Raw genomic sequence first — 22202 nt, 5'->3', positions numbered from 1 at the left:
CTCAGCGCGCGAGCTGCAGAATGCGGGAGACCAGTTCGGCCTGGCGGTGGATGCCCATCTTCTGGAAGATGCGCGTCAGCACGAAGCGGGTGGTGCCCTCGGTCAGTCCGAGTTCGGCTGCCGCCTGCTTCACGCTGCGCCCGCCCGCCAGCAGCGCGGCCAGCCGCGCTTCGCCGGTGGTGAGGCCATAGGCGCCACGGATGACCGTGGGATCCACGGACTTTTCCTGCAGCAGCGGCTGCGCCACCACCAGCACCTGCTTCTGTGCCGGACCAAGGCCCAGCTTGTCGGCGGAGGCCCCCACCAGAGGCACGCCCCACAGCATCATCCGCGCCGTGCGGTCCTTATGGGAGATGGTGATGGGGCGCGGCTCGGCCTCCCCGTTGCCGGCAAAGCGGTGCGCCCCCTCCACCACCCCGGAGAACGCGGCTTCATCCTCCGGTGCGACTGGCTTGAGGCAACCTTGGTCGCGCACGAAATAGCTGTCCATCAGGTCCTGCCCGGATCGATTGATCTGCACCGGGTGGCGCTGTTCATCGAGAATGAACATGGGCCGGTCGACCGCCTCGAACGCAGCGGTCATGGTGGCATGCTCCGCCTGGAGCTTCGAGAACTCACAGGTGGTGCGCAAGGATTGCTCGAAGTGGCGCCCGATCATGAGATGAGTCTGCATCTCCTCGGCCTGGAAGGGCGCCCGGGACATGGCCCCATGCACCGCGAGGCAGGTGGGATTGCCCAGCTGCGAATAGATGACGGCCACCATCTGCCGGCCAAGATCGAAGCGCCGCAGGAAATCCGTGTAGAAAGGATTGCTCCTCATCTCCTCGATGGAAACAAGATCCAGGTCCCGGTACACGTCCCCCACGCGAAAGCCGGCATCCAGCCGCCCCTGCAGCCAGGGATTGTGCTGACCCCATCCTTCCTGCACGTAGGCGTTCATCGCCTCTTTCAGGCTGGGGGAATAAAGCGGCGTGGTCCAGCCACGCGCAGTCTTGGCCCACACGACCGCGCCACGCGCCCCGGCAAGCGCTGCGATGCCGTCGAGCGCCGCGGGCCAATGCTCGGGGGTGAGCGTCGCATCATAGATCCCGTGCACCACGTCGCTGAACTGGGCCAGAAGCATCCCACTCCCCTTCCCGCCGCTGGAACCACCGGCCGATGCGCCCCACTCAGCGCGTTGCGACCGTTCATCTGGATGGCCTCCAGGGCCCCCAGCGTCAAGCCTCCGGGATCGACCTCCGCCGCCACGGTCAACGCCGCAGGGACAGGATGCCCGCCACGAGATCAGACTGCCGGTGGACCCCGAGCTTCTTGAAGATCCGGTTCAGCACGAAGCGCGTGCTGCCCTCGGTCAGCCCCAGCTCACGGGCGGCCTGCTTCACGCTGCGCCCACCGGCCAGCAGCGTGGCCAGCTTGGCCTCACCCGTGGTCAGCCCGTAGACGCCGCGGATGAGCTCCACGTCCACCAAGCGGGTCTGCTGGAGAGGCTGGACCAGGAGAAGAACGGAGCGCTGCGGCGGCATCAGGCCCAACCGGTCCGGCGGGTCCGCTGCTAGGGGCACACACCAGGCCACGATGCGATCGCTGCCGCTGCGCGCCGAGAGCCCCACGGGCGGAGGCGCATCATCGGTCAGTGCAGGGTCGGACGAACCCACGCTGCCAAGGGCGCGGCGCACCATCTCCTGAAATGCGGGCCGCTCCGCCACGGCGACCGGTTGAAGCGCCACCGACTGGGGGTCGAAATACCGACCGATCATCGGCTCGGCCGCGCGGTTGCGCCGCACGACGCGCCCCTTCTCATCAAGGATGAAGGCCGGCCGCTCGATGGCATCAAAGGCCGCCGCGGTCCGGTGCAGGGCGGCCTCGGTGTGGGCGAGCACGGTCGTGATCCGCAGGGCCTGTTCCACATGCCGGGCAAGCTGCAGGTGCGCATGCATCTCATCCGCCGCAAAGGCGCCGCGAGACTGCGGCCGGTAGGCCACCAGGCAGGTGGGCATTCCGAGCTCGGACCGAATGATCGCCACCATCAGGTTTCCGATGCCGAAACGGCGCAGGAAATTCCCATAGAAAGGGTGGCGCGGAAGCTCCGCCGGTGCCACGACATCCGTATCCTGATAGACGTGGCCGGGCTGCAAGGCGCCATCGGCGAGCCGCCGCAACCACGGGTCACGCGCCGCCCAGCCTTCCCGCACATAGGCATCGAGCACCGGCGCGATCCTCGCTGAACGCGCCGACCAGGCCCAGCCCGAAGCGGTGCGGGCATGGAGCGCCATCCCCGCGGCCCCGGTCACCGTGGCCATGCGATCCAGGGTGGCGGGCCACCGGTCCGGACTCAGAGCCGCATCATAGATGTCGCACACCACTTCGTTGAACAACGGCAAATCCATCCGAGCCCGCCTTCGGTCTCGCCCCCTCCCCGACCTTCGCGAGCGGGACACGAGCCATGCGCTTGGAGTTCTGTGCGGACGCGGGCCGGACGCATCCCGCCGCGTGCCGCTCTGCCCATCATGCCGACCGAGCGGAAGGGCAAAGCCCGCCAGAGACCGGCTGTGACAGTTGGAAGGAGATCGATCCTCGGCGGCCGGCGCATTGGCCCGGGAGCGGGGTACGGGTCGGAACCAGAGCCCCGACCCGCCCTCCGCAACGGCCACCGGACCGCCCCCCACCGCGGCGGAGCCGGTTGCGGCCTCGCGCGGGCCTCGGCCCGCAAATGCTCAGCGAAAAGCCCCCGCGCCCGTACGCTCTCCCCGTGGCGCGGACCGCGCATGGCTGGCCACCGCGCGCCGGCGGGTCGGCGCCCGCGGCGAGAACAAGACAACGATGGGAGCACCGAAAGGCCGCAGCACGGGAACAGCACATATGGTCCGCGCGCGACCTGCAATGCGACCTGCGATGCGACCTGCAACACGATCGTGCGCCGTGCCGAACCGCGCCCCGGCGCAGACGCCGGTCATGAAGGCGCACCAGTCGACGCGGGCCCCAGAGGCGGCGCCGGACGACACGGGCAGAAGGCGGGAGCCACCTTCGCACCGCAAGCGGTGAATACGGGGGAGACCGCCGCCGCTTGGCTTTGATGCGGCCGATTCGGGTCGCTGTCGAACACGCTCGTTCTCCTCAGGCTGCACGGGGCCCATCCACACCACATCGGGATGAACTGCACCGCGCGTTACGCACCACGCAATAAATAAGAAGAAATACGCATCAACATCACCTACACTTAATATTCATATCTCCAATTAACTACACCGCACCAGACGACGCGCGGCGCGGTTGCAAGTCACCAAATACCATCGCACTCCCAGCCGAGGTATCTCTCAAATTATATATATGGCGCCATTATTTATACAGAATGCGCTCCAATACGCGAGAAACTCGCGTGCTCGGAGGCACATTGCGGGGAACACAACCTAGCACGGAAAGAACTACCCTTGCGTGCAGCCCTATCCCGCATCCACGTGAACCGCCCCTCCCGGCCCGACACCCGGCATGCGACGGGCGCAGGCCGCCGACCGAAGACAAGGTCAGTTTGACACCTGATGATTGATATCATAGACAAATATTGACTTCTCCGCGTGCGCTGCCACTCAATTCTCGTGTGTCATGAGATATGTATTTCTCGACCTGGCGGGGCATGACGACCTCAGCCGCAGCGCCCGCACCCTCGCGCAAGATCTCGCGATGGCGGACGCGCAGGTCACCTATATCGGTGAAAAGGCCACCACCGAGGCCACCACGCCAGCGCAGGGCATCGTGGTCGACTTGCCCGGCTTCATCATTCCCGACACCACCAGTGGGGACGCGCACACCACTCTGCGCACCCTCCGCCAGGCCCGCGTCCGCGCATGGATGAGGGCCTTGCGCCCCAACGTCGTCGTGATGACCCTCACCGACGCGCTCGATGCGCAAATCGACGAGATCCTGCCCCTGTGGGATGCCGACGATGCCCAACGCGCCCGCGGCGTCGCCCTCGCCATCGGCCGCGACGGGCTCCCCCATCTCATCTTCGAGGGCCAGCAGCTTCCGGTCGAAGCCGCACCTCTGGCCACCATGCTCATGGGCCGCCGCAGCGCGCGCTCGAGAGGCGTGACCCCTCGTCTTGTGCTGGCCACCCCTCAGACCGGCACACTGATGGAAGCGCCCCACGTGGCGGCCCACGGCGCGCTGCACGCGGGCGGCGCCATTCGCACGCTGACCGTGGCGGTGAACGGTGGCCAGCCACAGCCGCTGGAGCTGGGCCGCGGCTTTCCCGGCCCGGCACGCCCGGTGCAGGGCCCCATCGACCTGGCAGGCGAGGGGTGCCGCCGCGCGCTGCGCTTCTTCGGCACAGACGCCTGGGGCGAAACCCAGCCCTTAGGCACAACGGTCACGTGGGAGGCCGTCTATCGGCCAACCACACCGCGCGTGCTGCCGGTGGCGGTGACCGCGGATCTTGAGACCGGAGAAGGACGGGCGCACCTGCGCGGTCGTCTGGCGGCGCCCGATGCCCCCGACGAAATCGGCACCCTCACGCTGGAAGCCTGGCAGGCCGGGCGCGTCTTCCCGGTCACCTTGCTCGACGATGGGCACTTCCATGCCGAATGGCCCCTGGCGGCACCGGCCGGCGTCCACCTGTGGGCGCGCGTCGCGGCGGAGCGTCGGCGGGAGGTGCATCTGTGCAGCTTCTGCACGCCGGCGCCGGGCGCGGGGGGGCATGCCTGGAGTTCACCGTCCGGCACCCACCTGATGCTGCCAGCGGATGCGCCGCCCCCCTTCATGAATGGCCGCCCTCCGCAGTGGCAGCGCATCGAGGCCGGCACTTGGCAGGGGTTCCTTCCGACCGCCCTCGATCTGCTGATCTGCGAAACGCCCACGCGGTCCGGCCCGTGGTCGGCGTGCACCGTGGTGCCGCACCCCCTGGTGCCGCGCCAGACCTACCTGCAGGCGCGGCGGCAAAACCGCACCATTCACCTCACCCATGCGGACGGCCGCACCCAGACCGTCCATCCGCTGCGGATCGACGTCACGGCGCACGGCTGGACACTGGTCGTCCGGCGCGGCCTCGCGGTCGAGGATGTGCCGCTGGGCGATGTGGTGCATATGGTCGAGGGCGAACGGCACTGGAGCGCGGCCGCCGATGAGGCGGTCACCGGTGAATGGCGGGCGCGGGCGCGCCGCCTGCGGCATGCGCCGGCCCCGGCGCGCGCGGAGCATCCCACCCCCACCCTGCTGCCGCTGCCCGAGACCGCCCGCCGGCCGGCACCGGCCCTCGTCGATCAAGTGGTCCTGATCCGCCCCGGCGCCTTCCCCACCGACGATCTCTACGTTCTGCAACCGCTGGGGCCCCTGCTCGCCACCGCCGGCATCCCCCTCGTCATCCCCACCGGCGAAGAACCGCCCTCCGCCTTGCCGCCGCTGACCAACCGCACCGTGGTGGTGGTCTCGCGGGAGGCGGGCCCCGCCCACCTGGCGCGGCTCATGACCAGCGATGCCTTTGTCATCTATCTCATCGACGACGATATCGCGGCGGCGGCGGACTCCCCCGGCCTGTCAGAAGAATTCCGACGACGGATGCAGGAACTCCTCGCTTCGGACGTGCGGCCGCTGCTGCAGCGCTGCGACCGGCTTCTGGTCACCTCTCCGGGCCTCACCGCGCGCTATGCCAGCGCGAAGACGAGTTTCATCCCACCGCCCTACATGCGCACGCCGGCGAGCATGGCGCATCTGTCTGCGCCGGAGGCCATCCGCCTGTCCTATCAGGGCACGGATTGCCACCGGGAGGACATCGAATTCCTCGCCCCGGTGCTCGCCCGCCTGCTGGCGTGCCACGACACGCTCCATGTGAGCGTCTTCGGCCGACAGCTGCCGGAACCCCTCGTCGGCCACCCCCGGGTGGAGCAGATCCGGCCCATGGGCTGGGATGATTATGCGGCGTTCGTCGCCGCCAACCCGGTGCATATCAGCATCGCCCCCATGCTCGACACCCCCTTCAATCGCGGCAAGTCCGTCGTGAAGGTGCTGGATGCCGCCTCCCTCGGCGCGGCGGGCGTGTATTCGGACGTTGCGCCGTTCAATGGTGTCGTCCATCACGACATGGATGGTCTGCTCGTCGCCAACGATCCCGACACCTGGGAGGCCACCTTGGATGCCCTCATCGCCGATCCGACGCGGATCGCCACCCTCGCCGAGGCGGGTCAGGCGCTGGCCCGCAGCCTGGGCGCCATGGATCATGCCCGCAATGTGTGGCGCGACCTGCTTGGCACCGCGCTGAGCGGCCGCGCCCCCCGCGCGGACGAAGTCGCCGCTCGTCAGCCATCCCCAATGGAGCCGTCCGCATGATCCCGCGTCCGTCACGGAGCGCCGCAGCGTGGGCCGCCATCCCTGGAACGGGGAGCCCCGTTCTCCGCCGGCGCCACGCCGCCGGCCAAGAAGCCCAACGCCCATGAACCCGCCTCTGCCGCCCGCCGCCCCTTGCCTCGCCCCCCTCGCCCCCTTCGTGGTCTGCGCCTTTCCCGGCTCCGGCGTGGATCATCTGCTTGCCGCGCTGGTGGGCGCGCCGGGGCTCGACGTGCGCCCCCCACGGCCGCTTCTCGCCTCAAGTCCCGACCCTTCGCCCACCGGCGCCGCGCGCGTCGTCACCCATGGCTGGATGCCCGCCCCCGTGGCGCCGGGGCTGGCCTTGATCCGCAATCCCTTCCACGTGGTGGCGGACCTCAGCGCCTCGCTTCCAGCTGATCCGGACAAGGCGTCAGCCGCGCGCATGGCGCTGATCACCGCGATTTCCCGCACGCTGTTCGAGGCGCCGGCCGCCGATTGGGCCCCCGATGCCATGGGCTTCGCGGCGGTGGTCACGAGCCTGTGGGCGCGCCATGTCCGCCAGGTACTCGACAGTGGATGGCCGGTGCTCCAGCTGGAGCAATTCTGCTTCGCCCCGGAGGCCTGGACCGCTCGCATCGTTGCCAGCGCCAGCACCGGAGCAACACTGTCGACGGCCGACGCCACGGCCCTCACGCTGCCACCACAAAGCCTGCAGACACCCGACGATCCGCTCCGCCCCTCGACCGCCGAGCGCGACCTCATCGCGCTGATCGCCGGACCGACCCTTGAGGCCTGCGGCTATCGCCTCTCCCAGGACAGCCTCGACGTACAGCCGCCGCAGGTGGCCGCCGCACTGCCGGAAGGCGCGACCCGCGTCCTCGACGCCCAGCTGCAGACGCAACGCGCCGTGCTCGAAGGCATGGAAACGCGGACGCTGGAGGCCATCGCCAAGGTCCAGGCTCGGGAGCGGACCGTGGAGATCCTGAGCCGCATGGCCAATGACCTGTGCCGGCAGCAGGAGGCGATGGTGAAACAGAACCACCGCGAACTGACCAGGGCGCAGGCCGACCTTGCGCGAGCGGAAACCCACCTCGCCCAGCAGCAGGCTCATGCCGACACGCTTTATCGCAATCTCGTGGCCGTCGCCGACAGCCATCTCACTTTGGCCGATCTCACCCGCGATCCCGCCCCACCGGCATTTGTCCGGTGCGACGATCATGTGATCGTGGTGGACCACGCCAAGAGCGCCAAAGCGACGATCAGCCTGCAGGTTCCATGGAAATGGGCCAGCAGCTGGCTCGTCCTTCTTGAGATCGAGGTGGAAGCCGGCGCGAAGGCCGCGCCACCACCCCTCACGCTCTCCTACCGGAGCGGCGGCAAAGACCTCAACCAGGATGCCGCGCTGAGCGCCGGCCGCAATCATCTGCGGTGCCTGGTGACGGCGCCGGACCTGTCGGCGCCGCTTCGCCTGATGGTGCCTCCGCGCCTGCAGACCTACCGCATCCAGAACCTGGCGTTGGTGCCGTTGGCACCGACACCGAAGGACGATCACACCGCCAGCGGCCGCAGCGGGCTTGCCAGATATCTGCGCCCGCTCTCCCTCGCGGGCCGGCTCTCCCGCCGCTGAACCGACGCAACACCCGCCGGGACCATCGCCCCGGCGGGTGCGAGCACCTCAGCCCTTCACGACGGGACTGTAGCCCTGACGCAGCGCCGACAGGAGCGGCGCCCCCACGTCGAGATGCCCCTTCACCAGATCAGCCGGCGTCAGAGCCAGCCACTGGTTGAGAGAGATGTCCTTATACTCTCCCTTGCTGAACACGTTCAGCACACGGATGGGCTCGTCGCTGGTGTTCTCGATATAATGAGCCAGGGTCTTCGGCACATAGCCCACATCTCCGGAGGAGAAGTCGAATGTTCGGGCGTTATTGACGGCGTCAAATACCGTCATCCGGGCCTTTCCGCCGAGGTAATACTGAATCTCGTCCGCGTCGGGATGCCAGTGGATCTCGCGCATGGCACCCGGTTCCAGATCGATCACCAGGGCCGCCATGTTGGTGACGGGGAACTTGCGCGAATCGATGATCTTGGTGCCGCCACCGGCGAAGGCATTGGTGGGCACCTCGGCTCCGCGAAACACGTATTTTCCGGTCATCGACACCGCACCGAGCTGCTGGCGCACCTCTTCGAGCGGCCCCGGCACCGGCATGCGGAAGATGTACTTCTCCGCCGCGGGAATACCGTCGAACGCGCTCTGCGGCACACCGAAATTCTTCGCCAGCACGTCGCGCGGGGTGTGCGCGAACAGCTCGGTCACGAGCAGTGTCTGGTTCTCCGAGAAATTGCCGTCGTTGAACACGAGGACGAACTCGGTCCCTTCCTCCAGGCCCTGGATGGCATGGGGGAAGCCCGCCGGGGCGAGCCACAGATCGCCGGGGCCGAGGTCTTCCACCAGCACCTGGCGCTGATCGTCCACCAGGTAGAAGCGCACGCGCCCCTGCACCACATAGGCCCACTCCGCCTCCTTGTGCCAATGCAGCTCGCGCACCACGCCCGGCCCCAGGCGCATATTGACCATGGCGAGCTCCTTCAGCGCGCCAAGCTCGCGAATGGTCACCTCACGGGCCCAGCCGCCGTCTTCCAGGCGATTGTGCGCCATGGCGAACGGAAACTTGAGGTTGGGAATGCCTCCGTTGTCGGTGGCGGGCGGAATGAGAATGTCCGGGTTCAGCGCTTCCACAGCCGGATTGCGGGGGCCGACGATGGTCGCGCCCTTGGTGCCCACGATCGGCTCAACCGGATCGGTCATCGAAAACTCCTGTCTGGTAAGATGGAAGAAGGCCTGTCCCAAGTGCGGACAGGCCCGACGATGTCACCCGCGGGCCTGTGCCGTCATCATGTCATGCCAGTGGCGCGCGCCTCAACCGATCAGCCCGCCGGATGTGGGATCGGCGGAAGCCTTGCGACGCATCGCCAGCACGGCGAGCACCAGGGCGATTAAGGCGGACAGATAGAGCGAGCTGTGGTCGCTCACCCGCAGATCAACAAAGAAGCCCAGCGCGCCGCCACCGGCAAAGCCGATGAGCACCGAGAAGAACACCCCCGCCCACATCATGTTCGGCTCGCCATTGATGCCGGTTTTTCTGAACAGGCCCTGCACCAGGAAATTGAACGCCATCTGCACCACGAAGGTCACGGCGACATTGCCGTAAAGCATGCCGTGGTTCTTGTGGAAGGCATTGCCCTGCGCGCCCGCCACGAAGCTGACGCCGTAGGCCACCAGGTGCGGATCGACCAGCCCCATCTGCGAGGCGATAGCGAACGCCACCAGAGCCAGCACCTCGAACCACAGCACCACCGGCGTGAACACCTGCCCGTGCCGCAGCCGATCCGTCATCAACACGCCGCACGCCGCTGAGCCAAGGCCGAACGCCAGCACCGAGCCGAAAGCGAAGACGAAGGCCGACCAGTCACCCTGGACGAGGCGATACCCCGATTGGACGACATTGCCTGATTGCACCGTGGCGAAGGTCTCCGCGTGGGCGAGGGTCCAGGCGTTCATCAAACCGGCCATCACCGCCAGAAGGAAACCGACGCTGCGGTGCTCCATCAGTGGAAACCGGATCGTTTCGGGATGCTCCTGAAAAATTGCGATCGCCACCCGTGCCCCTCCTCGACGTGAACGCCCAACCCCACGCAAGCGCCCGGCGCGCACCGGCAACCCACAGTCGTCGTGCCATCGGCAGCCGCGCGCTGCTTTCGGCCGAAGAGTCCACACGCCGGCAGAAAGAGGCATGACATGGGGACGACTCAGAAGAGTGCGGAGAAGACCTGCCTGCCGTGACAAACAGCGTTAAAGCTACCGAAAAGCCCTTGACGAACAATATCCCAAATCGGATACAGTAGAAGCGCAGGCGAGTGGAACTATGAGATGACACCCCACATTCATCTATACATATTATAAATCTGATATGAGATAATTTCCCGTCGCAGAGTCGCCCGCGTATAGCGCAGCGAAGACATCTAAAACCATCAATATAAAAAATATATCGGCGCCATAAGAGCATGAATTCATTCAGCGAGGCCATATATTTTACATACGATGCCGCTATAAATCCGGATCTTTGGCCGGAAGCGCTATCGAAGATAGGCGCACTTTTTGATGCGGAAGGCGCCGTCGTCATATTTTATGAGAATTGCGCGCCTGCGGATTTCATTTTTTCCGACAACCTCACCCATGCGGTTCGCGTCTACATGGATGAGGAATGGTGGCGTCAGGACATTCATGCCCAGCGCGCGATCGAAAGCCACCTGACCAGCGGCGACGTCTTCAGCGATTTCACCATCGCCACCAAACAGGAAATCGAGACGCTGCCCATCTATGTGGATTTCTTTCGACGGGTCGGCTTCGGCTGGCTGATGTCCACCGTGATGCTGCCGGATCTCGACATGCTCGTCGCGCTGTCGCTGCCGCGCGCAAAAGCGAAAGGCCCCTTCACGGCGGAGGAGATGGCCACCCTGCAGGCCATCGGGCGCCATGCGGAACAGGCACTGCGGATCTCCCTGCGCATCGCCAATCTCGAAGCGCGGGAGACCGTCCTCATCGCCGCCCTCGACGCCATGGAGGTCGGCATCTACGGCCTCGCTGCAGACCAAACCCTGGTGCTGGCCAACCTCGCCGCGCGGGAGCAGATCCCCAATCACTTCACCACCGACGAGGGACGCCTCGTCCCTGTCGGCAAGGAGGACGGCGGCCGCTTCCAGGCCTTGACCACGGCCGCCCGCATCAGCATGGCCGACACCACCCCACCGCAGTCCTGCGCCCTCACCGGGCTGAACGGGCAGCGCATCATCGTCACCGCCCTGCCGGTCACCGATTTGGGGCGCGAGCGCATCGGCCTTGATGCGGGCACCAGCACCTTGCTGATCGCCCAGCCGGTGGAGCGCCAGCACATGGTGGACCCCACCGCCCTGCGCGACGTCTTCGGCCTGTCCCTCGGCGAGGCACGGCTGGCGGCTCTGATTGGCGGCGGCTTGCCGGTGCGCGAGGCGGCGGGCAAGCTCGGGATCACCGAAGGAACGGCGCGGATCGTGCTCAAGCGGGTGTTCCGCAAGCTCGGCGTGAACCGGCAGGCGGAGCTGGTGCTGCAGATTTCCAGCCTCTGCGGCCGCTGATCCGCGATCGGCCGATCAGGCGAGGCCCGTTGGTGCCCGCCCCTTGGGAGAGGGCTTGATGCCGGCCTGGGCCAAGGTGCGCTCCAGCAGCTGGCTGTAGATCGGCCGGCCACCGCACCATTGGGCCATCAGATCGGCGGTGACACAGGTCACCATCAGCGGCAGCGCCAGCGCATAGGAACCGGTGAGCTCCAAGGTCAGCGCCACGCCAACGATGGGCGCCCGCACCGAGGCGGTGAACAGGCCCCCCATGGCGACGATGGCAAACGGCAATGCGGAGATTCCGGCGTCGGGCAGGATCTGCTCAAGGGCGCCGCCGAAAGCGAAGCCGACGCAGGCGGCCAGGGTGAGGATCGGCGCGAAGATGCCACCGGGCACGCCGCTCGAGTAGCTGCCCACCATAGTGAAGAAACGGATCAGGCCCAGCACCAGCAGGCCGGTGACTGCCATGTTCTCACGCGCCAGCTCAAGGATGATGCTCTCCCCGCCGGTGACTGATTTCGGCGCCAGAATGAACAGCGCGCCCACGGCCAGACCGATGGCTGCCGGATAGACGTAGGGGACATGGGGGAAGCTGCGCCCATTGAAATTCACCATGGCCATGATGGCGCCATTCAAGGCGACGCCGATCACCCCCAGCACGACTCCCAGCAGGAGAAAGGCCGGCAGCAGCTGCAGCGAGGCGCCGACCACCGGCAGCGGCAGATCCGGGCCGGTGCCACCGATGAGCTGGGTGACCAGGGTCGAGGCGGCGGAGGCGAAAATGACGCCGAGATAGGTGCGAAACGTGTAGGGAAACTCCTTGTGGGTCTCTTCGATCACGAACAGCACCGCGGCCACTGGCGCGTTGAACGCGCAGGCAAGTCCAGCCGCCGCGCCCGCCGCCAGCAGGCCGCGCCGCTCCAGCTCGCTGGTGCGGCTGGCTTCCGCCACCGCGGCGGCCGCCGATGCGCCCATATGAATGGTCGGCCCCTCACGCCCCAGCACCAGCCCGGAGCCGATGGCGATGAGACCGGCGAAGAACTTCACCGGCAGAACCCGGCGCCAACGCACCTCTCGCAGGCCTTCCATCGCCCCTTCGATCTCCTGCACGCCGCTGCCACCGGCCTCGGGCGCCACATGCCGCACGATGAATACCGACACCACCGCACACACCATGGAGATGGCCGCCGCAGCCGCCACCAGCCACCAGCCATCCACATAGTGCCGCAGCAGCCCAGGCCACAGCACCGCCTGGTCGATGAGAAGGTGGAAGATGGAGCCCACGAAGCCCGCCAGTGCGCCGGTGAGCACCGCCAGCACCACATAGCGCGCCTCGCCGGGCCGATCGCCGGGCTGGCCCTGCGCCAAAAGATCTTCGTTCATGCGCCTCTCGCCACTCCACCGTCTGTGCTGCCCCACTCGGTCGGCCGGAAGCGGCTGGCACCCCCGATCCGCTCGATCACAGCCGCGTCGTCACTGACAGGACACACTCCCGAGCGGAGCGCAGAAGACGACTCTCTTGCCCGCGATTGCGCGCCACGCCCAAGTTTGCGGAGCACGGCCCGGATTGCAACACCACCCGCCGCGGAAATCCGCAAGGTCCAATCCGTGTTCGCCGTGACACGTGCGAGGAGGCCGGGCAAGCTCCCAAACAGGAGCATCCGCCGGGCGACGACGACCGCGCGCCGGAACTTGACGAAGAGGCGGGAAGCAGGCAGCCCTGAGAGGTGGGCATCAGCGGTTGCCCATCCCCTCTCTCCAGCCCCGGCCGTCATGCAACCCGCTCCCCTTCCCCGGCCCGCGCAGGATCGGCCCGCCCTCGCCAGCCCCCTGCTCGCCTGGCAGGTGCTGACGGCTGGCATCTGCGCCCTGGTGCTCACCGTCGGCCTCGCCCGGTTCGCCTACACACCCATCCTGCCCCTCATGAAGGCTCAGGCCGGGCTGAATGATGCGGCCAGCGGCTGGTTGGCGACCCTGAACTACGCCGGCTACATGGCCGGCACCCTCTATGCGGCGGTCCTGCACGATGCCCGCCGTCGGCTGCTGCTGTATCGGCTGGCGCTGATCGTGGCAGTGCTGTCCACCGCCGCCATGGGGCTCACCGTGAACCCCTGGCTGTGGGGCGCGCTGCGCTTTCTCGGCGGCCTCACCAGCGTCGCCGGCATGCTGCTCGGGTCCGGCATGGTGCTGGCGTGGCTGGTGGAACATGGCCACCGTCCCGAGCTCGGCATTCATTTCGCCGGAATGGGCCTCGGCCTCGCCATTTCCGGGGTTGCCGCGAGCTGGATGGCCGGTTCGCTGGATTGGAGCAGCCAGTGGCTCGCCCTGGGCGCATTCGGCCTCGTGCTGCTGCTGCCGGCCTGGATCTGGATGCCCGCGGCCCTCCAGCCGCGCGCCACACCGACGCCGGCCGCCCCACCGCTCCAACCCGCCGTGAAGGGGGGGCTAGCCATTGGCGACCTGCTCTTGCCGGTCGCCTATTTCTGCGCCGGCGTGGGCTATGTGGTCACCGCCACCTTCCTGGTGGCGGCGCTGGCGCAGCGGCCGGATGTAGGCGGGTCAGGCAATCTGGTGTGGATCGTGGCGGGCCTTGCCGCGACTCCCTCGGTGTGGCTGTGGGACCGGGTGGCGCGCGGAACCGGCCAGCTCGGCGCGCTGCAGCTGGCGTATCTTGTGCAGATCGCCTCCTTCGTCGTTCTGCTGTTCGGCCCAGGGCTTATCGGCGCGCTGCTGGGCGCGATCCTCTATGGCGCCACCTTCATGGGCATTGTCGGGCTGACCCTGGCCTATGCCGGCCGGCAGGCCCTCGCCAACCCGGCGCGGGCCATGGCCCGCCTCACTTTGAGCTATGGTCTGGGACAAACCGCGGCTCCCGCCGTCGCCGGCTGGCTGGTGGCCCGCACCGGCGGCTATCAGGCGCCCCTGATCCTCGCCGGCCTCACCATGGCAGCGGGCATCGTGCTGTTGATGCTGCTGGCCCGCCAGCCGGCCCGGCGGCCCCACGCCTAGACGCGCTCCTCAGCCGGCGGCCGGTGTGCCGGCCACGCGGCTCGGCAGCAATTCTCCGGCGCGGGTAAGCACCGGATAGGCGGCGGCCGCGACCACGTGGGAGTTGATGAGCTTGAGGTCGCGCACGATGTCGATGTGCAGGAAGCTCGCATCCGCCTGGGCGGCGAGGCCCTGACGCAGCCGATCGAAGTGCAATTGGGCGGCCTCGCTCTCACTCTCGCGGAAAGCGGACTTCTCCAGCGCCAGCAGGCGCGCGGCCCGCGCGTCCCCGGTCATGAACAGGGAGGCGGCCAGCCTCACATTGGCCTTCAGCCGCTCCAGCAGCTTCACCAGTTCACCTTCCTCGGCCGATGAGAAGGCGATGCCGCGGCTGAGGCGCTTGGCGGCGTCGGTCATCAGCCGCCCGCTCACCACATCCGCCGCCTGCTCCATGTTGGCGGCGAAGGCGAGAATCTCGTCCACCCGCCGGCGATCGGCGGGCGCCAGCTCGTCGGGATCGAGGCCGGCGAGATAGCTGCGGATCTCGCGGTTCAGGCGATCGAGCACATCATCACCACTGCGGCCCTCGGCGATCTGGTGGCGCGCCCCGCCGATCAGCGCCGCGCGCGCCCGATCGAGCATCTCGTCGAGCGCGTCGGCCAGGCGCAGCGCCTCCCGCGCGGCAGCACCCAGCGCCACCACCGGCGTATCCCCGGCGGCGGAGGCCAGATAGCGCGGCCGCGCCGGATCCGCCGGATCCTCCCGCGCCGGATACAACCACTCCAGCAGCCGCGCGAAGGGCCCCAGCACCGGCAGGAAGGCGAGCGCCGTGGCGATGTTGAACAGGGTGTGGAAATCGACGGCGGCCCGCCCCGGGTCCGGCTGCCACCGCACCATGGCCTGGCCGAGCGGCTCGAGCAGCGCCAGCCCCAGCGCCACACCGGCGCCCCGGTTGATGAGATTGCCGATGGGCAGCCGCATGGCGGTGGGATCCTCCTTGCCCATGGCCTCCAGCACCGGCGCGATGGCGCTGCCGAGGTTGGCGCCCAACACCAGCGCCAGGGCGGCGTTGGGGGGCACCGCCCCCTGGGCGGCCAGCGACGCGGTGATGAGCACCACCGCCACGGATGAGTGCACGGCCCAGGTGAGCACCGCCGCCAGCAGTACATCGAGCAGCGGCACGGTGGCCACCGCCCCCAGCAGCATGCGGATGCTGGGGGCATCCTCCAACGGCCGCAGCAGATCCACCAGATGATGGAGCGCAAGCACGATCAGCCCCAGGCCGATGGCGACCCGACCGAGATCCCGCATGGCGCTGCCGGCACCGCGGCGGAACATGATGAGGCCGGAGAGGATGGCCGCCGGCGCCAGCGCCGTAACATCGAACGACAGCGCCTGAACAATGAGCGTGGTGCCGATATTCGCGCCCAGCATCACCGCCAGCGCCGGCACCAGCGCCACCAGCCCGGCAGCGGCGAAGCCCGAGACCATCAGCGCCGTGGCGGTGCTGCTCTGCAGCAGGGTGGTCACCAGGGCGCCGGCGAAGAAGCCCTGCAGCGGTCGCCGCAGCGCCCGGCCGAGAATGACCTTGAGACGGGGCCCCAGCGCCCGCAGCACGCCGCTCTGCACCATGTGGATGCCCCACAGCAGCAGTGCGGCGAAACCCGCGAGATCGAGCAGGGTCACGGAAAAGCTCATGACGCACCTCCTCCCGTGGGCCCCGCTGGCCCGACGCGCTCAGGCGCTGGCGCCGCCCAGGATCTCCAGGGCCGCAGCATGAAGCGTGCCATTGGCGGCGGCCACCACCTGGCCGCGAGACGACAGCGTCAACGGCGCGCCGCTCCAATCGGTGATCACGCCGCCCGCCGCCTCGACCACGGGCACCAGCGCCATGAAATCATAAGGCTTCAGGTCGGCTTCCACCACCAGGTCCACATGGCCGCTGGCCAGGAGCCCATAGGCATAGCAATCCCCGCCGAAACGGCAGAGGCCCACCGCCGCCGCGAGCCGCGCGAAGGCCGGCGCTTCCACCGCTGAGAACATCTCCGGCGACGTGGAATAGAGACGCGCGGCGGAGAGGGTCTCAACGGTGCTGGTGCGGCATGGCCGCCCGTTCAGCGCGGTGCCCTGCCCCACCACGCCGACCCAGCGCTCAGCCAGAACCGGCGCCTCGATGACGCCCACCACCGGCGCGCCATCCACCAAAGCGGCGATCAAGGTTCCGAACAACGGCAGGCCGGTGATGAAACTCTTGGTGCCGTCGATGGGATCCACCACCCACACCACGCGCCGGTCCATGCCGGTGGCCGCTTCCTCCTCGCCAAGGATGCCATGCGCCGGATCATGGGTGCTGATGGCTTCGCGCAGCGCCCGTTCCACCGCCCGATCGGCAATGGTGACGGGGCTGTGGTCGGCCTTCCATTCGACGCCGATGGGGCGGCGGAAGTGGGACAGGGCGAGGGGGCGGGCAATCTCGGCCAGAACCTGCGCAAAGCGGCTCAGCTCAGAGAGATCGGCGCCCGCGGGGGCGGCAGCGAGGGGCAGTTCACGCGTCATGGGCTGACTTTCGGACATCTCCCGCCTCGACGGGACCGGGCGCGACGAGAATCTGCGCATGCTCGAGAGCCTCGCGCACCGGCGGCGGCGGCGGCGCATCGGTGACCAGCACGTCCACCGCCGACCAGTCGCACACCTGGATCAGACCGGGCTTGGCATATTTCGATGTATCCAGCAGCAGCATCACCTTGTCGGCGAGCGGGATCATGGCGCGCTTGAACTCCATCTCGAACAGATCGAAATCCATGCAGCCGCGGGCGGGCGAGGCCGCCGCCACCGACATCACGAACAGGCTCGGGGTGAATTGCGAGGCGAAGTCGATGGCGGACGGACCGATGATGGTGCGGTCATCGGCCCGCAATTCGCCGCCCGGCAGGATGATGTGGTGCTGGCGCCCCGCCGAGGCGAGAATCTGCGCCACCTCCACCGAGAAGGTGATGGCAGTGAGGCGGCCGGGACGGGGCGCCAATGCCTGCGCCAGGAAGCAGGCGGTGGAGCTGTTGTCGAGCATGATCGTGGCGTTCTCGTCGATCAGCTCGGCGGCGGCCTGCGCGATGCGCCGCTTGGCCACCGCCTGCTCACGCAGGCGCCGCTCGAACGGGGCTTCCCACTCGCTTTCGTTGAGGCGCACGCCGCCGTGGAACTTGTCCACCAGCCCGGCCTCGGCCAACGCCTTCAAATCCCGGCGGATGGTCTCGTCGGACACCTGAAAGTGCCCGGCGAGGTCGGTGATGGTGGTGGATCGGCGATCATGGAGAAGTTCGACGATCTGCTGCTGTCGCGGGGTCTGGGCCATGGGACTGCCTTGGCTCACAAGCGGGGCATGGCGCTGCCGGTGGCGGCATCGAACAGGCGCACCCGCGCCATGTCGAAATTGAGCCCCACCTCGGCGCCGGCGGGCGGCGCGCTCATCACCGGGGTGCGGGCGACGATGCGGTCCTCCCCCAGGCGGATCTCGGCGAGGGCCTCGGAGCCGATCAGCTCAGTGCGCTCCACCACGCCGCGGGCCATGGCGGGGGCATCGGCGGCGCCGACGATCACCTCTTCCGGCCGCACCCCCAGCAGGATCTCGGAGGCCTCCAGCCGCTCCGGCACCCGGGTGTCGAAGGCGGCGTGATGCACCAGGCTGCCTTCGCCATTGGGCTTCAGCGCGCAGCGCAGCAGGCTCATTTCCGGCGAGCCGATGAAGGTGGCGACGAAGGTGTTGGCGGGGCGCATATAAAGATCCATGGGCGCGCCCACCTGCTGCAGCCGGCCCTGGGAGAGGATGGCCACCCGGGTGCCCAGCGTCATCGCCTCGATCTGGTCGTGAGTGACATAGATCACCGTCAGGCCCAGCTCCTTGTGCAGGCGCTTCAGCTCGCCGCGCATGTGGGTGCGCAACTTGGCATCGAGGTTGGACAAGGGTTCGTCGAACAGGAACACCTTGGGCTGGCGCACCAGGGCGCGGCCGATGGCCACCCGCTGGCGCTCGCCGCCCGAGAGCGCATTGGGCTTGCGATCGAGCAGGTGGGTGATGTGCAGGATCTCCGCCGCCTCGCGGATGCGCTGGTCGATCTCCTCTTTCGAGAGGCGCGAGGTCTTCAGCAGGCCGAACGCCATGTTGCGATAGGCGGTCATGTGCGGGTAGAGCGCATAGGATTGGAACACCATGGCGATGTCCCGCTTCTGCGGCTCGGCGTGGGTCACCTCCCGCCCGTCGATGAGCAGGCGGCCGGAGGTGATGTCCTCCAGGCCGGCGATCATCCGCAGGGTGGTAGATTTGCCGCAGCCCGAAGGGCCCACCAGCACCATGAATTCCTTGTCGGCGATGGCGAGGTCCACCGCGTGCACGGTGGGCCGGCCCGCATAGGACTTGCTGACGCCCTGAAGAACAACTTCGGCCATGCCTAAAACCTCTACTTCAGACCCGCGTGCATGAAGCTATCCACGAAGCGGCGCTGGAACACCACGAAGAACAGCAGGAGGGGGGAGACCACCACCACGGTAGCGGCCATCAGGCGCGTCCAGTCGGCGCCGCTGTCGGATTTGGCCAGAAGGCCGAGGCCGATGGGCAGGGTGCGCACCTGTTCGCTGTTGGTGACGAGGAGCGGCCACATATAGTCGTTCCAGTGGGTCACCACGGCGATGATGGAGAAGGCGATGAGGGTCGGCTTCACCAGCGGCAGATAGACATGCCAGAGGATGCCGAAGTGCCCGCAGCCGTCGAGCCGGGCGGCGTCGGCCAGCTCGGTCGGCACCTGGCGAAACGCCTGGCGCAGCATGAAGGTGCCATAGCCGGAGGCGATGAAGGGCACCACCAGCGCCGGCAAGGAGTTCACCAGCCCCAGTTCCCGCACGGTGAGGAAGTTGGTGATGAAGGTGGCGTAGATGGGGAACATGATCTGCAGCAGGAACAGGGTGAAGAGGATGTTCTTGCCGGGAAAGTTCAGCCGCGCGAAAGCATATGCGGCCAAGGTGATGGTGATGAGCTCCCCCAGGAGGATGCCGCCCGTGGCGAGGATCGAATTCAGCATGTAGGTGCCGAACGGCGCCACCGCGAGCGCGGCGGGATAATTGCTGAAGTTCAGCACCGCCGGCAGGAAGCCGGCATTCGGATCGAACACCTCGGTGCGCGACTTGAGGGAGGTGACGACGATCCAGACCAGCGGGCTGATCCAGAGCAGCATCAGGGGCAGCAGCAAGGCATGCAGCCCGTTGGCCCGGATGACCTTGCGCAGGCTGCGCCAGCGGGGGCCGGAAAAGGCGGGGGCGGCCATCTCGATGGGATCCTGAAGGGTTGCCATGGTGCGTCCGATCAATGCCCGAGGTAGTGGACCCGGCGACCGAACACCAGCGCGATCAGGCCGATGAGTCCGCCGACGAATAGCAACAGGATGTTGGCGAGGGTCGAGGCGTAGCCGATGTCCTGATACTGGAAGCCGTTCTGATAGATGTAGAAGGTCAGAACATTGGTGGCGTCGGCCGGGCCGCCCTGGGTCATGACATAGACATAGTCGAAGATCTGATAGGAATGCAGCAGGCCGATGATGACCACGAAATAGAGCGTGGGCGAAATCAGCGGAATGGTGATGTGGATGAGCCGGTGCCAGGCCGAGACACCATCGAGCTTGGCGGCTTCATAAAGATCCCGCGGCACCAGCTGCAGTGCCGCCAGCAGGATCAGCATAAAGTAGCCCGAATACTTCCAGATGCTCATGAACATGATGGCTGGCAGCGCCCAGCGGGCGTCATAGAGCCATTCGACCTTGGGCAGGCCGAGGGCGGCCAGGGCGGAATTGATGGGGCCGTAGCCAGGTGCATAGAGGAACACCCACACCATGCCGGCGGCCACCGAGGGGATCATCACCGGATAGAAGAAGGCGGAGCGGTAAAAGGTCATGCCGCGCAGCTTGCTGTCGAGGGCGACGGCCAGCAGCAGCGCGCAGGCGATGGCACAGGGAATGGTGATGAGGGTGTAGAAGACGGTGTTGCCCAGGGACTTCCAGAACAGCTTGTCGGTCCACAGTCGCTCGTAGTTTTCGAGCCCCAGGAAGAAGATCTTGTCCGAACCCAGCATCACGTCGTGGAAGCTGAAATAGATGGACCGCACGATGGGCCAATAGGTGAAGGCGGCCAGGAACACGAGGGAGGGCAGCAGCAGGCAATAGGCGAGCGCTGCTTCCGAGAAGCGGGCGCGGAAGGCGGGACTGATGACCATGGCCGGGCCTCGATGGGCTGCGCGTCAGCACAGGTTTGTGGGAGCCTGCGCCCGGCGAGCCGGGCGCAGGCGAAGCTGGTCAGCCGCGGCGCCGCAGCAGGCGCTGGATCTCGCGGTTGGAATTGATGGTCGCCTCCTTCAAGGCGGCGTCGGGCGCGATCTCGCCGGCCAGCGTCCGGTCGAGGGCGCTTTTGAGATATTCGCGCACCTTGTGATAGCCCGGCACCTGCAGGAAGGCGCCGGCATATTCGGCCTGCTCCAGGGCCACCTTGGCCTGCGGCACTTCCTTGAGATAGGCCAGCATCTCGGGGGTCTGCCAGGCGGACTTGCGCACCGCCAGATAGCCGGTGTCGCGACCCCACTGGGACTGCACTTCGGTGGAGGTCATCCACTGGGCGAAGGTCCAGCTGGCCTCGATGGCGGCGTCGGACTGCTTCCTGGCGATCATGATGGGGCCGCCACCCTGGCAGGCGCCGAACATCTTGTTCTTCGGCATCATCGCCACGTCCACCTCGAACGGGGAGGACTTGCGCAGGTTGGTGAGGGAGCCGGTGGAGTGGTAGAGCATGGCGGTGCGGCCGGCCATGAAGTCGTTGGCCGAGCCCTGCCAGGTGGAGGCCGGCGGCATCACCCCCGCCTTGACCATCTTCACCCAGAATTCCAGGGCGTTGACCGCTTCCGGCTTGTCGAACAGCACGCTGTCCTTGGTCCACGGCACCAGGCCGTTCTGGCGGCAGTAGCACTCGAACATCCAGTCGTGCCAACCGCCGCCGATGGTGACGCCCCAGCGCTTCAGCTCACCATTCTCGCGAATGGTGAGGGCCTTGGCGGTCTCCAGCAGGTCGTCCCAGGTCACCGGCGCCTTGGTGATGCCGGCGGCCTTCAGGGCGTCCTTGTTGAGATAGAGCACCGGGGTCGAGGGCTGGAACGGCAGGCCATAGAGCTTGCCGTCGGACACGCAGGTATCGAGGAAGCTCGGGATGAAGTCCTGGTAGATGTCAGTCTTCTTGGCCTTATCGGTGACGTCGGCCAGGGAATCGAGACCGAGGAAGGTCTGCAGCGCCGAATTGATGGGCAGCCAGGTGGCCGGCGGATCACCCACGCCGAGGGCGGTGATGACCTTCTGCTCGGTATTGTCGTAGCTGCCGGCATAGATCGCTTCGACTTCGATCTTCTCGTGCTCGGCATTGAACTTGGAGATCATGCCCGAGACGATCCGGTTGATGTCGCCGGACACACCGACCGGATACATGAACTGGACCTTGACCTTGTCCGCCGCACGGGCGCGGCCGCCACCGAGCCCCACCAGCGCGGCAGCCGAGACGGCGCCGCCGACGAGAACGCCGCGCCGGGAAATGGGGGAAAATGTGGATTTGACCGACATCTCGTTCCTCTCATAGAGCGAATGGGATCGAATAGGCGCGCGTCGCCGACCGCCGGGATGGCGGCTCGCAAAGTCTTCTGGTGGAACTCCCCGGGAGAGACGCCCTCGAGATCCCGTCGGGAC

Annotated in this window: 16 protein-coding genes; 4 read left to right on the top strand and 12 right to left on the bottom strand. The window is 67.3% G+C overall.

Annotated features, from left to right (window positions below; genetic code table 11):
• Position 1: 1 nt before the first annotated feature.
• Positions 2-1123 carry a helix-turn-helix transcriptional regulator gene (locus ACU4E7_RS09825; protein ID WP_447021398.1) on the bottom strand — a complete coding sequence of 374 codons (1122 nt, stop codon included), beginning with the start codon at positions 1121-1123 and terminating at the stop codon, positions 2-4.
• A gap of 127 nt (positions 1124-1250) precedes the next feature.
• On the bottom strand, positions 1251-2375 hold the full coding sequence (locus tag ACU4E7_RS09820) for a helix-turn-helix transcriptional regulator (protein ID WP_447021397.1): 1125 nt from the start codon (positions 2373-2375) through the stop codon (positions 1251-1253).
• A gap of 1225 nt (positions 2376-3600) precedes the next feature.
• Between ACU4E7_RS09820 and ACU4E7_RS09815 the strand changes: the two genes are divergently transcribed.
• Positions 3601-6315 (top strand): hypothetical protein, encoded by a 2715-nt coding sequence (locus ACU4E7_RS09815; RefSeq protein ID WP_447021396.1) that lies wholly within the window; start codon positions 3601-3603, stop codon positions 6313-6315.
• A gap of 103 nt (positions 6316-6418) precedes the next feature.
• Positions 6419-7921: a hypothetical protein gene (locus ACU4E7_RS09810; RefSeq protein ID WP_447021395.1), complete on the top strand. Its 1503-nt coding sequence runs from the start codon at positions 6419-6421 to the stop codon at positions 7919-7921.
• Positions 7922-7969: 48 nt separating this feature from the next.
• Here the strand turns inward: ACU4E7_RS09810 and ACU4E7_RS09805 are convergent, their stop codons facing one another.
• Entirely contained in the window at positions 7970-9103 is a 1134-nt protein-coding gene (locus tag ACU4E7_RS09805) for a cupin domain-containing protein (protein WP_238119181.1), read from the bottom strand.
• 111 nt (positions 9104-9214) lie between these two features.
• The gene (locus ACU4E7_RS09800; RefSeq protein ID WP_238119179.1) at positions 9215-9955 is read right to left on the bottom strand and encodes a YoaK family protein; all 741 of its coding nucleotides are present in this window, start codon (positions 9953-9955) and stop codon (positions 9215-9217) included.
• Between the two features lie 404 nt (positions 9956-10359).
• On the opposite strand from ACU4E7_RS09800, the gene ACU4E7_RS09795 reads away from it, so the two are divergent.
• Positions 10360-11469, top strand: a complete 1110-nt coding sequence (locus ACU4E7_RS09795) for a helix-turn-helix transcriptional regulator (RefSeq protein WP_447021394.1) — start codon at positions 10360-10362, stop codon at positions 11467-11469.
• Between the two features lie 15 nt (positions 11470-11484).
• Here ACU4E7_RS09795 and clcA read toward each other — a convergent pair whose 3' ends face one another.
• Positions 11485-12834, bottom strand: coding sequence for a H(+)/Cl(-) exchange transporter ClcA (gene clcA / locus ACU4E7_RS09790; protein ID WP_447021393.1), 1350 nt, complete (start codon positions 12832-12834; stop codon positions 11485-11487).
• A gap of 390 nt (positions 12835-13224) precedes the next feature.
• Here clcA and ACU4E7_RS09785 point away from each other — a divergent pair, with 390 nt between their 5' ends.
• Entirely contained in the window at positions 13225-14460 is a 1236-nt protein-coding gene (locus ACU4E7_RS09785; RefSeq protein WP_447021392.1) for a YbfB/YjiJ family MFS transporter, read from the top strand.
• A gap of 9 nt (positions 14461-14469) precedes the next feature.
• Here ACU4E7_RS09785 and ACU4E7_RS09780 read toward each other — a convergent pair whose 3' ends face one another.
• The 7 genes from ACU4E7_RS09780 to ACU4E7_RS09750 all read right to left on the bottom strand — a co-directional run bounded on the left by ACU4E7_RS09780 (position 14470) and on the right by ACU4E7_RS09750 (position 22079).
• Positions 14470-16137, bottom strand: a complete 1668-nt coding sequence (locus tag ACU4E7_RS09780; protein ID WP_447021391.1) for a Na/Pi cotransporter family protein — start codon at positions 16135-16137, stop codon at positions 14470-14472.
• A 39-nt stretch (positions 16138-16176) separates the two neighbouring features.
• On the bottom strand, positions 16177-16995 hold the full coding sequence (gene hisN, locus ACU4E7_RS09775; protein ID WP_447021390.1) for a histidinol-phosphatase: 819 nt from the start codon (positions 16993-16995) through the stop codon (positions 16177-16179).
• Positions 16985-17791 (bottom strand): DeoR/GlpR family DNA-binding transcription regulator, encoded by an 807-nt coding sequence (locus tag ACU4E7_RS09770; protein ID WP_447021389.1) that lies wholly within the window; start codon positions 17789-17791, stop codon positions 16985-16987. Before ACU4E7_RS09770 ends, hisN begins: the two co-directional genes overlap by 11 nt.
• Positions 17792-17805: 14 nt before the next feature.
• Complete coding sequence (locus tag ACU4E7_RS09765; RefSeq protein WP_238119166.1) at positions 17806-18882, bottom strand: ABC transporter ATP-binding protein; 1077 nt, start codon at positions 18880-18882, stop codon at positions 17806-17808.
• 11 nt (positions 18883-18893) lie between these two features.
• Entirely contained in the window at positions 18894-19781 is an 888-nt protein-coding gene (locus ACU4E7_RS09760; RefSeq protein WP_238119164.1) for a carbohydrate ABC transporter permease, read from the bottom strand.
• An 11-nt stretch (positions 19782-19792) separates the two neighbouring features.
• Complete coding sequence (locus tag ACU4E7_RS09755; RefSeq protein WP_238119162.1) at positions 19793-20695, bottom strand: carbohydrate ABC transporter permease; 903 nt, start codon at positions 20693-20695, stop codon at positions 19793-19795.
• Positions 20696-20774: 79 nt separating this feature from the next.
• On the bottom strand, positions 20775-22079 hold the full coding sequence (locus ACU4E7_RS09750; RefSeq protein WP_238119160.1) for an ABC transporter substrate-binding protein: 1305 nt from the start codon (positions 22077-22079) through the stop codon (positions 20775-20777).
• Positions 22080-22202: the final 123 nt, after the last annotated feature.

Source organism: Xanthobacter sp. ZOL 2024 (assembly GCF_052932325.1).
The sequence above is the reverse complement of the archived record's forward strand: the minus strand, read 5'-3'. Positions and strand labels throughout refer to the sequence as shown.

Coding starts and splice junctions, on each gene's coding strand:
- clcA (WP_447021393.1), bottom strand. CDS start 12,834: ATGAACGAAGATCTTTTGGCGCAGGGCCAGCCCGGCGATCGGCCCGGC.
- ACU4E7_RS09755 (WP_238119162.1), bottom strand. CDS start 20,695: ATGGTCATCAGTCCCGCCTTCCGCGCCCGCTTCTCGGAAGCAGCGCTC.
- ACU4E7_RS09810 (WP_447021395.1), top strand. CDS start 6,419: ATGAACCCGCCTCTGCCGCCCGCCGCCCCTTGCCTCGCCCCCCTCGCC.
- ACU4E7_RS09805 (WP_238119181.1), bottom strand. CDS start 9,103: ATGACCGATCCGGTTGAGCCGATCGTGGGCACCAAGGGCGCGACCATC.
- ACU4E7_RS09785 (WP_447021392.1), top strand. CDS start 13,225: ATGCAACCCGCTCCCCTTCCCCGGCCCGCGCAGGATCGGCCCGCCCTC.
- ACU4E7_RS09760 (WP_238119164.1), bottom strand. CDS start 19,781: ATGGCAACCCTTCAGGATCCCATCGAGATGGCCGCCCCCGCCTTTTCC.
- ACU4E7_RS09780 (WP_447021391.1), bottom strand. CDS start 16,137: ATGAGCTTTTCCGTGACCCTGCTCGATCTCGCGGGTTTCGCCGCACTG.
- ACU4E7_RS09815 (WP_447021396.1), top strand. CDS start 3,601: ATGAGATATGTATTTCTCGACCTGGCGGGGCATGACGACCTCAGCCGC.
- ACU4E7_RS09770 (WP_447021389.1), bottom strand. CDS start 17,791: ATGGCCCAGACCCCGCGACAGCAGCAGATCGTCGAACTTCTCCATGAT.
- ACU4E7_RS09795 (WP_447021394.1), top strand. CDS start 10,360: ATGAATTCATTCAGCGAGGCCATATATTTTACATACGATGCCGCTATA.
- ACU4E7_RS09825 (WP_447021398.1), bottom strand. CDS start 1,123: ATGCTTCTGGCCCAGTTCAGCGACGTGGTGCACGGGATCTATGATGCG.
- ACU4E7_RS09750 (WP_238119160.1), bottom strand. CDS start 22,079: ATGTCGGTCAAATCCACATTTTCCCCCATTTCCCGGCGCGGCGTTCTC.
- ACU4E7_RS09765 (WP_238119166.1), bottom strand. CDS start 18,882: ATGGCCGAAGTTGTTCTTCAGGGCGTCAGCAAGTCCTATGCGGGCCGG.
- hisN (WP_447021390.1), bottom strand. CDS start 16,995: ATGACGCGTGAACTGCCCCTCGCTGCCGCCCCCGCGGGCGCCGATCTC.